The organism is Bradyrhizobium nanningense (assembly GCF_004114535.1).
Classification (GTDB): domain Bacteria; phylum Pseudomonadota; class Alphaproteobacteria; order Rhizobiales; family Xanthobacteraceae; genus Bradyrhizobium; species Bradyrhizobium nanningense.
On the sequence record NZ_LBJC01000027.1, the window covers coordinates 151,989 to 164,312 of the forward strand.

10 protein-coding genes are annotated in these 12,324 nt (G+C 65.1%); 4 read left to right on the top strand and 6 right to left on the bottom strand.

From position 1 onward, the window contains the following. The first annotated feature begins 72 nt into the window (after positions 1–72). The 3 genes from XH84_RS22690 to uraD are packed head-to-tail and all read left to right on the top strand — an operon-like array spanning position 73 to position 2,312. Positions 73–486, top strand: coding sequence for a DUF3830 family protein (locus XH84_RS22690; protein ID WP_128919811.1), 414 nt, complete (start codon positions 73–75; stop codon positions 484–486). After that, positions 487–1,422: an allantoinase PuuE gene (puuE, locus tag XH84_RS22695; protein WP_128919812.1), complete on the top strand. Its 936-nt coding sequence runs from the start codon at positions 487–489 to the stop codon at positions 1,420–1,422. A gap of 2 nt (positions 1,423–1,424) precedes the next feature. Then, on the top strand, positions 1,425–2,312 hold the full coding sequence (uraD, locus tag XH84_RS22700; protein WP_128919813.1) for a 2-oxo-4-hydroxy-4-carboxy-5-ureidoimidazoline decarboxylase: 888 nt from the start codon (positions 1,425–1,427) through the stop codon (positions 2,310–2,312). Here uraD and XH84_RS22705 read toward each other — a convergent pair. Then, positions 2,309–5,035 (bottom strand): molybdopterin-dependent oxidoreductase, encoded by a 2,727-nt coding sequence (locus XH84_RS22705; protein WP_128919814.1) that lies wholly within the window; start codon positions 5,033–5,035, stop codon positions 2,309–2,311. The genes uraD and XH84_RS22705 overlap by 4 nt on opposite strands. Further along, positions 5,032–5,856 (bottom strand): FAD binding domain-containing protein, encoded by an 825-nt coding sequence (locus XH84_RS22710; RefSeq protein ID WP_128919815.1) that lies wholly within the window; start codon positions 5,854–5,856, stop codon positions 5,032–5,034. Before XH84_RS22710 ends, XH84_RS22705 begins: the two co-directional genes overlap by 4 nt. Before the next feature lie 165 nt (positions 5,857–6,021). Here XH84_RS22710 and XH84_RS22715 point away from each other — a divergent pair, with 165 nt between their 5' ends. After that, entirely contained in the window at positions 6,022–7,371 is a 1,350-nt protein-coding gene (locus XH84_RS22715) for an 8-oxoguanine deaminase (protein WP_164936299.1), read from the top strand. A 106-nt stretch (positions 7,372–7,477) separates the two neighbouring features. Here XH84_RS22715 and XH84_RS22720 read toward each other — a convergent pair whose 3' ends face one another. From XH84_RS22720 to XH84_RS22735, 4 genes are all read right to left on the bottom strand, one after another. Then, a complete protein-coding gene (locus tag XH84_RS22720) occupies positions 7,478–8,554 on the bottom strand; it encodes a BMP family ABC transporter substrate-binding protein (protein WP_164936300.1) in 1,077 nt (358 codons plus the stop codon). Between the two features lie 77 nt (positions 8,555–8,631). Further along, a complete protein-coding gene (locus XH84_RS22725) occupies positions 8,632–9,549 on the bottom strand; it encodes an ABC transporter permease (RefSeq protein ID WP_128919818.1) in 918 nt (305 codons plus the stop codon). Next, positions 9,536–10,627, bottom strand: coding sequence for an ABC transporter permease (locus XH84_RS22730; RefSeq protein WP_128919819.1), 1,092 nt, complete (start codon positions 10,625–10,627; stop codon positions 9,536–9,538). Before XH84_RS22730 ends, XH84_RS22725 begins: the two co-directional genes overlap by 14 nt. Continuing rightward, positions 10,611–12,182: an ABC transporter ATP-binding protein gene (locus XH84_RS22735; protein WP_128919820.1), complete on the bottom strand. Its 1,572-nt coding sequence runs from the start codon at positions 12,180–12,182 to the stop codon at positions 10,611–10,613. Before XH84_RS22735 ends, XH84_RS22730 begins: the two co-directional genes overlap by 17 nt. Positions 12,183–12,324: the final 142 nt, after the last annotated feature.

The following is a 12,324-nucleotide window of genomic DNA, read 5'->3' on the forward strand; positions in this document are numbered from 1 at the left end:
TGCGCGAAGCCGCCGGGAGTGCTCTTGCTTGAGAGCTTCCGGGGCCCACAGGCCCCGATCCAGAGAGATGAGATGAGCAAACTCGTTATCCGAGCCGGCGATTTCACCTTCGATGCCCGCTTCGAGGACCAGCTGGCACCCAAGACCGTCGCCGCCTTTCGCAAGTCACTGCCGTTCGAAAGCCACATCATCCATGTGCGCTGGAGTGGCGAGGGCGTGTGGATGCCGCTCGGCGATCTCGATTTCGGCGTCGGCTACGAGAACCACACCAGCTATCCCGCGCCCGGCCAGATCATTCTCTATCCCGGCGGCATCAGCGAGACCGAGATCCTGCTGGCCTATGGCAGCGTGCATTTCGCGAGCAAGATGGGCCAGCTCGCCGGCAACCATTTCATCACGCTGACCTCTGGCCTGGAGAATCTCGCGCCGCTGGGCAAGAGTGTGCTGTGGAAGGGCGCCCTGCCGATCCGCTTCGAGGAAGTCTAAGTGACCGATACAAGCTACCCGCGCGATCTCCGCGGTTACGGCCGCAACCCGCCGCACCCGCGATGGCCCGGCGATGCCCGAGTCGCGGTGCAGTTCGTCGTCAATTTCGAGGAGGGCGGCGAGAACAACATCCTGCACGGCGACCGCGCCTCGGAAGCGTTTCTGTCCGACGTGCTCGGCGCGCAGCCTTGGCCCGGCCAGCGCCACGCCAATATCGAATCCATGTTCGAATACGGCTCGCGCGCCGGCTTCTGGCGGCTGTGGCGGATCTTCACCGCGCGCAACTGGCCGACCACGGTGTTCGGCGTCGCCACCGCGCTGAAGCGCAATCCCGAGATCGTCGCGGCGATGAAGGAAGCGGGCTGGGATATCGCCAGCCACAGCCTGAAATGGATCGAGCACAAGGACATGACCGAGGCGCAGGAGCGCGCCGAGATCGCGGAGGCGATCCGCGTCCATACCGAAGCCACCGGCGCGCGTCCGCTCGGCTGGTACACCGGACGCTCCTCGATCAACACCAACCGTCTGCTGATGGAAGAGGGCGGCTTCCGCTATCTCTGCGACTCCTATGCCGACGATCTGCCGTACTGGGTCAAGGGTGCGAGCGGCAAGCAGCTCGTCATTCCCTATACGCTTGACGCCAACGACATGCGGTTCATCAACCCGCAGGGCTTTGCTGAAGGCGAGCAGTTCTTCACTTACCTCAAGGACGCCTTCGACGTGCTCTATGCCGAAGGCGAGACCGCGCCGAAGATGATGTCGGTCGGTCTGCACTGCCGCCTCTCCGGCCGGCCGGGCCGCGCTGCGGGCCTGATCCGCTTCCTCGACTATATCGCCAAGCACGAGCGCGTCTGGGTGCCGACGCGATTGCAGATCGCGCAGCACTGGCACGCCAGGCACGCGCATCTTGCCGCCGACGCATTTGAGATCGGTTGACGATGCCGCAGATCTCTCTGTCCGATCTCAATGCCGCTGCCAAGGCCGATTTCGTTGCCGCGCTCGCCAACGTCGTCGAATATTCGCCGTGGATCGCCGAGCAGCTCGCCGACAAGCGGCCGTTCGCCGGCATCAACCAGTTGCACGCGGCGCTGATGGCGGCGATCCAGAGCGCCGCCCCCGATGTGCAGCTGGCGCTGATCCGGGCGCATCCGGATCTCGCCGGTAAGACCCAGCGTGCCGCGGGGCTCACGGCGGAATCGACTGCCGAGCAGAACAGCGCCGGCCTCGACCGGCTGTCGGATGCCGAATATGCCGCGTTCGAGCGTGTCAACGACGCCTATCGCGACAAGTTCGGCTTCCCCTATATCGTCTGCGTGCGCCGGCACACCCGGGATTCCGTGCTGCACGATTTCGAGATCCGGTTGCGCAATATCGCCAAGACCGAGACGCGCCGTGCGATCGAGGAGATCGGCCGTATCTCGGCGCTGCGGCTCGATCAGCTCGTCATTGCCGACGACAAGTTGAAGGTGCATGGCCGGTTGTCGACGCATGTGCTGGACAATCACATTGGTAAGCCCGCGGCCGGCATTCCGGTGGAGCTCGTGGAGTTCTCCGCGCTTGGCGACAACCGCGTCATCGCGCGCGCGGTCACCAATGCGGACGGCCGCACTGATCAGCCGCTGATCGGCGGCCGCCCGCTGCCGATCGGCCGCTACGAGCTCAGATTCAGCGTTGCCGGATACTACGCCGAGCGCAACGTGCAGCTCGCCGACCCGCCGTTCCTCGACGAAATCCCGCTGCGCTTTTCGATCAGCGAGCCGGAAGGGCACTATCACGTGCCGCTATTGGTCACGCCGTGGAGCTATTCGACCTATCGCGGCAGCTAGCCCCCAAACTTGTCGAGCAGGTCCGGAAACAGCCGGTCCGGCTTGAATGGCGGCGCCGTGAATCGGATGCCAGTGGCATCGGCAATGGCGTTGCCGAGCGCGGCGGCGACCGGATTGTACGGACTCTCGCTCATCGACTTCGCCCCCAGCGGGCCGATGGTGTCGGACGTCTCGGCGAAGAACACCTCGGTGCGCGGCACGTCGGCGAAAGAGGGCAGGTGGTAGTCGCGGAATTTCGCGTTGATGACGCGGCCCTCGGCGTCGATCACCATCTCCTCGTAGAGCGCGGCGCCGAGCGCCTGCGCGACGCCGCCTTCGACCTGACCGCGGCATTGCGTGGGATTGGCGATGACGCCCGCATCCGCGGCATGCACGCTCCTGAGAATCCTGAGCTCGCCGGTGCCCTTGTTCACGGCGACGCGAAAACCCTGCACGTTGAAGCTGACCGACCGCGGCGTGCCGCTGGAATTGCCGCTGCTTGCGAACGGCTGTCCACGTTCACGCGCGAGCTTCGCCAGCTCGGTAAAGGGCATGCGACGAACGCCGCTGACGACGGCGTTGTCCTCGAGCACACAGGTCCCGATGTCACACAGCCACGCGCTGGCGGCGGCTGCCTTCAGTTCGGCCGCGAGCTGCATGGAAGCGGCATGCGTCGCCTTGCCGGCGACGAAGGTGCCCGCACTGCCATAGGCGCCGGTGTCATGGCCGCCATGGGCAGTATCGGATTGGCGCAGGCGGATTCGGTCGACGGTGGTCGCCAGCGTGGTCGCCGCGATCTGCCGGTGTACGGTGCTGGTGCCGTTGCCGAACTCGGCCGTGCCGACGGTGAGGTCGAAACCGCCGTCCTCGTTGAGCGCGATCACAGCGTCGGCGATGTGCCCGGCCGGCGGCACGGTGTCGATCATGGTCAGCGCGATACCGTCGCCGATCAGCCATTCCGGCGACAGGTCCGGCTGGGGACCATCGGCTTGCATGGTGCGCTCGACGAGGTCGAGACACTGGTCGAGCCCGTAAGAGCCGTAGACCACGTCGTGGTATTCGGACGGCGGCGGCGACAGCATCGAGTCACCGGGCTTGACGACGTTGCGCCGGCGCATCTCGTAGGGGCTGATGCCGAGTTGCCGCGCAAGCTCGTCGATTGCGGCTTCCACGGCGATCAGCGCCTGCGGCAGGCCGTAACCGCGAAACGCGCCCGCTGGCACCGTGTTGGTGTAGACGGCGACGCCATCGACCCGCTTGTTCGGACAGTTGTAGACGCTGATGGACTCGGCCAGCGCATGGAGCATCACGGGGCCGGCGTGATTGCCGTAAGCGCCGGTGTTGGAGAGCACATCAAGCTGGAGCGCGGTGAGCTTGCCGTCGGCGTCGGCGCCCGCCTTGATGTGGATCCGCATCGGGTGCCGCGTCGAGGTCGCGATGAATTGCTCCTCGCGGGTGAACTCCAGCTTCACAGGTTGTCCGGTCTTCAGCGCAGCGAGGGCCAGAATGTCCTCGGCGAACATCTCCTGCTTGCTGCCGAAGCCGCCGCCGACGCGCTCGCAGAACACGCGAACCTGGTCCAAGGGAAGCTGGAAGATGTCCGACAGCGCGCGCCGGGTCAGGAACGGCACCTGCGTCGAGGTGCGGACATTGAGCACGCCCGCTTCATCGAGCCAGGCGAGGCCGCCATGCGTCTCCAGGGCTGCATGCTGCACGCGATGGCTGTGGAAGGTGGCTTCGTAGGTGACGGCGGACGTGGCGAGCGCTGCTGCGACATCGCCGTACTCGCCATGCGTCTCCGCAGCAAGGTTGCGCTGGGAATCGGCGATGCGGTTCGCGGTGGTTCGATCAGGATGAATGATGGGTGCGCCCGGTGCCATCGCTTGCTCGGGATCGATCAGCGCCGGCAGAATCTCGTACTTGACCTTGAGCCGCCGGCAGGCCTCCTCAGCGGCGGCTTCGCTCTCGGCGACGATGGCGGCAACCCGCTGCCCGATGAAGCGGACGACGTCGTCGAGAACACGGGTGTCCTCGGGATCCATCCAGTCCTTCTCGTGCCGCGCGGTCGAGATCAGGATCGACGGTGCATCCTCGTGCGTCAGCACCGCGTGCACGCCGGGAACGCTCAGCGCTTCGGACTTGTCGATCGCGACGATCCTGGCATGGGCATGAGGCGATCGCGCCAGCTTTATATGGAGTAGGCCGTCGATCGCGGTGTCGAACGTGTAGCGCGCCGTGCCGCGGACGATATCGGGGCCTGCCGGCGCCGGCAGGCTGCGGCCGAAGGCTGCTCCGGCCTCGACGTTCGCCTCGACATTGGACTTGCCGAGCAGGGCATCCTCGATCGTGCGATAGCCGGTGCAGCGGCAGATGTTGCCCTTCAGCGCCGCGCCGAGATCGGCGCGTTGAGCCTGGTTCAGCGAGGCACAGGTCAGGATCATGCCAGCGGTGCAGAAGCCGCACTGAAAACCCTGCGCGTCGAGGAAGGCTTGGTGCATCGGATGCGTGCCGTGGTCTCCGCCAAGACCTTCGATCGTGGTCACAGGGCGTCCCTCGGCCCGGAACGCCGGGATCAGGCAGCTATGCACCGGCTCGCCGTCGAGCAGCACGGTGCAGGCGCCGCAGTCGCCGGCATCGCAGCCCTTTTTCACGCCGAAATGGCCGAGCTCGCGCAGGAACGTGCGCAGGCATTGGCCGGCGCGCGGCTCCTGCGCAAATGTCTTGCCGTTGATCTCGAAACTCACGGCGTTGCTCCCAAGAGCTCGCGGCGAATCTCCTCGGCGAGCCGCAGTGTCATGTACTTGCGCCAGAGCGGCTGGCCGTGGAGGTCGGTATGGTACAGATCGTCCGTGATCTGCTGTGCGATTGCCTCGCGCAGGGCGTTCGCATCCGGGGCGCCGCGAAAGGACAGCTGGATCGGCCGCACCGTCGATGCGGTCACCGTGAGCGTCAGCATGCCATCGCTATCGAGGCTGCCGATCAGCAGCGCCGCCGAGCGGCCGACCGGTGCCAGCGAGATCTGGCGAAATGCCGTGCGGCGTTTCAATGCGACAATCGGAATATCGATCTGGCGAAGCAGGTCACCCGGCGTCAGGCGATTGCGCTGGTTGCCGGTGACGAAGTCGATGACCGGAATCTTCTGCTCGCCGCCACCGGCCTTCCAGATGGTGCAGATGCCGTCGAGCGCGGAGGTGAGCGAGATCATCGGCCCTGCCGGCAGCGACATGCAGAGATTGCCGCCGACCGTCGCGGTCTTCCAGATCTTGAACGAGGCGAGAAAAGCCCGGCAGCACTGTCCGATCTGCGGCGCTGCGAGCCAGTCAGGCGGGCAGGCTAAACCATCGAGCTGGGCGATGGTGCAAGTCGCGGCGATGCTGAGATGGCCCTCGGTGACCGTCAGCGCCGGCCATTTCAGATCGGTGAGATCGATCAGCCGTGTCAGGTGGGTTTGCGGTTCCGAGAACAGCCAGGTGCCGCCTGCGAGCCAAGCATCCCCTGCCGTCCAAACCGGCAGCTGTGTGCGCGTTTGCGGATGGGCGACCGCTGTGATGGTATTCAAGTCCATGGCTGCGCCCACGCTTGCGTCGGGTGAATCGTCCAACAGAAAGTCTTGCAAGACCGGAGCCAAGTCGCAAGAAGAAGTCGAAATGACGAGTCGCGGCAAGACCGCGATCGGACCCGCCTCCGCCTTGCGGTCCCGTCGTCAGCGAATGTGAGGAGAAGCGGGATCATGAGCGATGCAAGGCCGATCTGGATCAGGGATCCCCTGGCCATCCTCGCCGACGGTGCCGAGCGTGGGATTGTGGTGACGAACGGCCGGATCGTCGAGTTGGTGCCGGCCGGCGGCACGCCTGCGACCGCTGATGTCGCGGTGCTCGATGCGAGCGAACACGTCGTGCTGCCGGGCCTGATCAATACCCATCATCACTTCTACCAGACGCTGACGCGGGCGGTGCCGGCGGCGATGGACCGCGAGCTGTTCCCCTGGCTCCAGGCGCTTTATCCGGTGTGGGCGCAGCTGACGCCTGACGCGCTCGAGCTCGGTGTCAGCGTGGCGATGTCCGAGCTTCTGCTGTCGGGCTGCACCACTACGACGGATCACCATTACGTCTTCCCGGCAGGGCTCGAGGACGCCGTGGATATCGAGGTCGGCGTTGCAAAGCGGCTCGGCATGCGCGTGCTGCTGACGCGTGGTTCGATGAACCTGTCGCAGCGCGACGGCGGCCTGCCACCCGACAGCGTGGTGCAGGACGAGGATACGATTCTCGTCGACAGCGCGCGCCTGGTTGCAAAGCATCATCAGCGCGGTCCGGACGCCACGGTGCAGATTGCGCTGGCGCCGTGCTCGCCGTTCTCGGTGACGTCCTCCCTGATGCGCGCCACCGCCGATCTCGCCGGCAAGCTCGATGTGCGTCTGCATACCCACCTCGCCGAGACCGAGGACGAGAACAAGTTCTGCGAGCAGATATATGGCTGCCGTCCGCTCGACTATCTCGAACAATGCGGCTGGCTCAATGCGCGAACCTGGCTCGCCCATGGAATCTTCTTCAACGCGGACGAGATGAAACGGCTTGGCAAGGCGAGGACGACCATCAGCCATTGCGCGTGCAGCAACCAATTGCTTGCCTCCGGCTGCTGTCCGGTCTGCGAGATGGAGGAGGCCGGCGTCGGTATCGGCATCGGCGTCGACGGCTCGGCCTCCAACGACGGCTCGAACCTGATGCAGGAGGTTCGCGCCGCCTTCCTGCTGCAACGAGCGCGCTATGGCGTGACCAAGGTCAGCCACAAGGATGCGCTGCGGTGGGCCACCAAGGGCTCAGCGGCCTGCGTCGGCCGGCCGGAACTCGGCGAGATCGCCGTCGGCAAGGCCGCCGATCTCGCGCTGTTCAAGCTCGATGAGCTGCGCTTCTCCGGCCATGGCGATCCCCTGGCCGCGCTGGTGCTGTGCGGAGCGCATCGGGCCGACCGGGTGATGGTGGCAGGACAATGGGCCGTGATCGACGGTGCGATCCCGGGCCTCGATGTCGCCGATCTCATCCGCCGCCACGGTTCCGCGGCGCGGGCCATGCAGGCGGGATAGGGGCTGAATTGAAAGAGGGGGCGACCACAAGTGCCGGGTGCTTCTGGCCACCCCCTCCGAACCTCCTCCGGGAGGAGCAGGTGATCTGGTCAAAGCAAGAAGCGTGCTACTTGCCCGGCAGCTTGTCGTCGATGCCCTTGACGTAGAAATTCATGCCGAGGATCTGGCCGTCGTCGAGATGTTCGCCGCCCTTGCACTCCACCGGCTTGCCGTCCTGCCCAACGATCGGGCACTTGAACGGATGCAGCTTGCCTGCCGTGATCGCGGCCTGGGCATCCTCCGCCAGTTTCTTCACCTCGTCGGGCATGTTGGTATAGGGCGCCATCGCGAACATGTGGCTGTCGAGGCCGCCCCAGCTGTCCTCGGACTTCCACGTGCCGGCGAGCTCGGCCTTGACGCGCTCGATGTAATAGGAGCCCCAGGTGTCGAGGATCGAGGTGAGCTGGGTCTTCGGCCCGAACTTGATCATCTCGGAATCCTGGCCGAAGGCCAGCTTTCCGCGTTCGCTGGCGATCTGCATCGCGGCAGGCGAATCCGTGTGCTGCATGATCACGTCGGCGCCCTGATCGATCAACGCCTTGGCGGCGTCGGCCTCCTTGCCGGGGTCGAACCAGGTGTTGGCCCAGATGATCTTGACCTTGATGTTCGGGTTGATGGTCTGCGCCGCCAGCATCGTCGCGTTGATGCCGGAGACGACCTCGGGAATCGGGAACGAGCCGATATAGCCGAGCACGCCCGACTTCGACATCTTGGCGGCGATCAGGCCTTGAATGTAGCGGCCCTGATACCACCTGGCCGAATAGGTCGACATGTTCGGGTTGCGTTTGTATCCGGTGGCGTGCTCGAAATGCACGTTCGGATATTTCTTGGCGACCTTCAGCGTCGGGTCCATGTAGCCGAACGACGTCGTGAAGATCAGCTTGTTGCCGGCGCGGACGAGCTGCTCGATCGAGCGTTCGGCGTCGGGACCTTCAGGCACGTTCTCGAGATAGGTGGTCTCGATCTTGTCGCCCAATTCCTTCACCAGAGCCTGGCGCGCGAGATCGTGCTGATAGGTCCACCCCAGGTCTCCGATCGGGCCCAGATAGATGAAGCCGACCTTGAGCTTGTCGGCGGCCGAGGCGGCACCGATGCTCCCGGCGAGCAAGAGTGTGGCGGCCAGCGCAAGAAGTGATTTCCTCATCATCGATCTCCAAACATCAGGGGAAAGCCACGATCCGCAACGCGCGCGCCCCATCGCGCCCGTCGCGAAAATAAAATTCAGCGGTCAGGCACGAACACGGTCCCGAGCGCGGCCGGTGCGGTCGAGCCGCCGCTGCGCGCGCGCGAGAGCAGAACCAGAACGACGATGGTCGCGAGATAAGGCAGCGCCGACATGAATTGCGAGGGAATGCCAACGCCCCAGCCTTGCGCATGCAGCTGCAGGATCGTCACCGCACCGAACAGATAGGCACCGACCACGAGCCGGCCTGGCCGCCATGACGAGAACACCACCAGCGCCAGCGCGATCCAGCCACGGCCCGCAGTCATGCCGGGGATGAAGAACGGCGTATAGGCGAGCGGCAAATAGGCCCCGGCGAGCCCGGCACAGGCGCCGCCAAACATCACGGCGAGGGTGCGGATGCGCAGCACGGGATAGCCGAGCGCATGGGCGGAGACATGGTTGTCGCCGCAGGCGCGCAGGATCAGTCCCGCGCGCGTGCGGTATAGGAACCACCAGACGCCGACGAGGAGTGCAATGGAGAAGTAGACGAAAGCGTCCTCGCCGAACAGCACGCGGCCGACCAGCGGGATATCGGTGAGGCCGGGAATGGAGAGATGAACTGCCGGCGTGATCCGCTCGCCGACAAAGCCGGCACCGATCAGTCCGGACAGCCCGACGCCGAGGATGGTCAACGCGAGGCCCGTCGCGACCTGGTTGACGGCGAGCCCGAGCGCCATCAATGCGAAGAACAGCGACATCATCGTGCCTGCGACGATGCCGAACAGCGCGCCAATGAAGATCGATCCAGTGAGCCAGGCGCCGGCAAAGCCGCAGGCCGCGCCGACGATCATCATGCCCTCGACGCCGAGGTTGAGCACGCCGGAGCGCTCGGTCACGAGCTCTCCGGTCGCCGCGATCAGGAGCGGAGTCGAGGCGGCGAGCACCGAAAGGATGATGGCTTCAACCAGCTCCACTGGTCACCTGTCGGTTTGGGAACACCAGCTTGAAGCGATAGAGGATCAGGGAATCGCAGGCGAGCACGTAGAACAGCAGAATGCCCTGAAAAACCTTGGTGACGTCCAACGGGATCTTCATTGTGATCTGCGCCTGCTCGCCGCCGATAAAGGTCAAGGCAAGGAAAAGGCCTGCAATTAATATTCCAAGCGGGTTCAGCCGGCCGAGGAAGGCAACGATGATCGCCGTAAAACCGTAGCCCGGGGAGATGCCAGGCTGGAGATGGCCGACGGGACCTGCAACCTCGATGATGCCGGCGAGGCCCGCGAGCGCGCCTGATACCGCGAAGGTCAGGATGATCAGCCGATCGGCTTTGAAGCCGCCGAACCGCGCCGCGCGGGGGGCTGCGCCGACGACGCGGATCTCAAAACCCTTGATGGTTCGCCCGAGCAGGATTGCGGCTGCCGCCACGACAAGAAGCGCGAGGATGGAGCCGAAATGAAGCCGGCCGCCCTCGATCAGCAGCGGGACGGTCGCCACCGGGTCGAACTCGGCCGTGGTCGGGAAGTTGAAGCCGTGCGGATCGCGCCAGGGTCCGCGCACGAGATAGTCGAGGAAGAGGTCGGCGACATAGACCAGCATCAGGCTGGTCAGGATCTCGCTGGCCCCGAACTTCACCTTGCAGATCGCCGGGATCAGCGCATACAGCGCACCTGCAGCGGCGGCAAGGACAAGCATGACGGGCAGCACCCAGGCGCCGGCGTCGGTGCCTTGCGTCCTCACGGCGATCCAGCTTCCGGCCACCGCGCCGATCAGGAATTGGCCTTCGGCGCCGATGTTCCAGGCATTGGCGAGATAGCACAGCGACAGCCCGATCGCGATCATCACCAGCGGCGTCGCCTTTACCGCGATCTCCTGGAGCGAATAGCCGTCGGTCAAGGGCGCGATGAAATAGGCGTGCAAGGCGAGCAGCGGATTCTTGCCGAGGATCGCGAACAGGATGACCATGGTCGCGATCGTGAGGCCGATCGCAATCAGCGGCGAGACCAGCGCGATCGTGCCAGAGCGCTCGGCGCGCTTCTCAAGCACCAACTGCATGTGCGGCCTCCTTCGGCTCCAGGCTGCTGCCGCCCATGAGAAGACCGAGCTTTTCGCGCGTCGCCTCGCTCGCGGCGAGCGGCGCTGATAACCTGCCGTGGAAAATCACGGCGATACGGTCGGCGATCTCGGCGAGTTCGTCCAGATCCTGGCTGGTCACGAGCACGGCGGCACCCGCGGTCGCGAGATCAAGCAGCGCCTGGCGAATGACGGCGGCGGCTCCGGCGTCGACGCCCCAGGTCGGCTGGCTCACGACCAACACCGCGGGGTTGCGCAGGATCTCGCGTCCCACGATGAATTTCTGCAAATTGCCGCCGGAGAGGGATGCTGCTTCGGGATCGCGCTTGGCCTTGCGGACGTCGAACGTCTCGGTTGCACGGTCGACGGTCTTCAGCGCGGCGGCGGTGTTGATGAAGCCGCGATGGACCATGCCGCTCGCGGCATGTCCGGTGAGCAGCGCGTTCTCCGAGAGTTTCATACGCGGCGCCGTGCCGTGGCCGAGCCGCTCCTCGGGAACGAAGGCGGCCCCGAGCTTGCGCCGCTCCGTGATCGAAAGGTGGCCGGCGGCAATGCCTTCGATCACCACGGTGCCCGGGTCCTTCGACAATCGCTCACCGGACAGCGCGGCGAACAATTCGTCCTGGCCGTTGCCGGCGACGCCGGCGATACCCAGGATCTCGCCGCCCTTCAGTTCGAACGAGATGTGCTCGAGCCGCACGCCATGGGCTTCGCCAGGTGCGAGCGACAGATCATTGACGACGAGTCGCGGGACGGTGGTCGTCCGGCCTGCCGCCGCCTTCACCTCCTTGATCTCTCCGCCGACCATCATGCGCGCGAGCGAAGCGGCGGTCTCGCGCCGGGGATCGCAGGTCTCGACCTTCCTGCCGCCGCGCAGAATCGTAGCGGTATCGCAGAGCCGCTTCACCTCCTCGAGCTTGTGGCTGATGTAGAGAATGGCGCGGCCTTCGGCCCTGAGGCGTTCCAGCACGATGAAGAGCTGGTCGGCTTCCTGCGGTGTCAGGACGGCGGTGGGCTCGTCCAGGATCAGGAATTTCGGGTCCTGCATCAGCGCACGGACGATCTCGATGCGCTGGCGTTCGCCGACCGACAATTGCCAGACCTCGCGCTTGGGATCGAGCGGAAGGCCGTAAGTCTTCGACACCTGCGCCAGCCGCGCGGACATGTCGTTGAAGGATTCCCGACCATCGAGGCCGAGCGCGACGTTCTCGGCGACCGTGAGATTGTCGAACAGCGAGAAGTGCTGAAATACCATGCCGATGCCGCGCTTGCGCGCTTCCGAGGGGCCGGACAGCACGATTCGTTTGCCCTGCCAGCGAATCTCGCCGGCACTGGGTTGGATCAGCCCGTAGATCGCCTTGACCAGCGTCGACTTACCGGCCCCATTTTCACCAAGCAGCGCGTGGATTTCGCCGGGCCAGATATCGATGTCGATGGAATCGTTGGCGAGGAAATCGCCATAACGTTTGGTGAGCCCGATCGTCCGCAGCAGCGGGGACTCGCCGAAATTCAGGCCGTCAGGTGTCGAATCCAACATTCGCTAATGCGCTTGCATGGGTGAAGTGTCTCGATAGTGGTCCAGTTTGAACGCCGGCGTAAGGTGTGAAAATGCGTCATCCCTTGCTCAACGCTTTGGCAGGCGCCGGGTGGCGGTGCGCTTGCTCTCGCCGGAGGAAGAT

Coding starts and splice junctions, on each gene's coding strand:
- XH84_RS22690 (WP_128919811.1), top strand. CDS start 73: ATGAGCAAACTCGTTATCCGAGCCGGCGATTTCACCTTCGATGCCCGC.
- uraD (WP_128919813.1), top strand. CDS start 1,425: ATGCCGCAGATCTCTCTGTCCGATCTCAATGCCGCTGCCAAGGCCGAT.
- XH84_RS22710 (WP_128919815.1), bottom strand. CDS start 5,856: ATGGACTTGAATACCATCACAGCGGTCGCCCATCCGCAAACGCGCACA.
- XH84_RS22715 (WP_164936299.1), top strand. CDS start 6,022: ATGAGCGATGCAAGGCCGATCTGGATCAGGGATCCCCTGGCCATCCTC.
- XH84_RS22720 (WP_164936300.1), bottom strand. CDS start 8,554: ATGAGGAAATCACTTCTTGCGCTGGCCGCCACACTCTTGCTCGCCGGG.
- XH84_RS22730 (WP_128919819.1), bottom strand. CDS start 10,627: ATGCAGTTGGTGCTTGAGAAGCGCGCCGAGCGCTCTGGCACGATCGCG.
- XH84_RS22735 (WP_128919820.1), bottom strand. CDS start 12,182: ATGTTGGATTCGACACCTGACGGCCTGAATTTCGGCGAGTCCCCGCTG.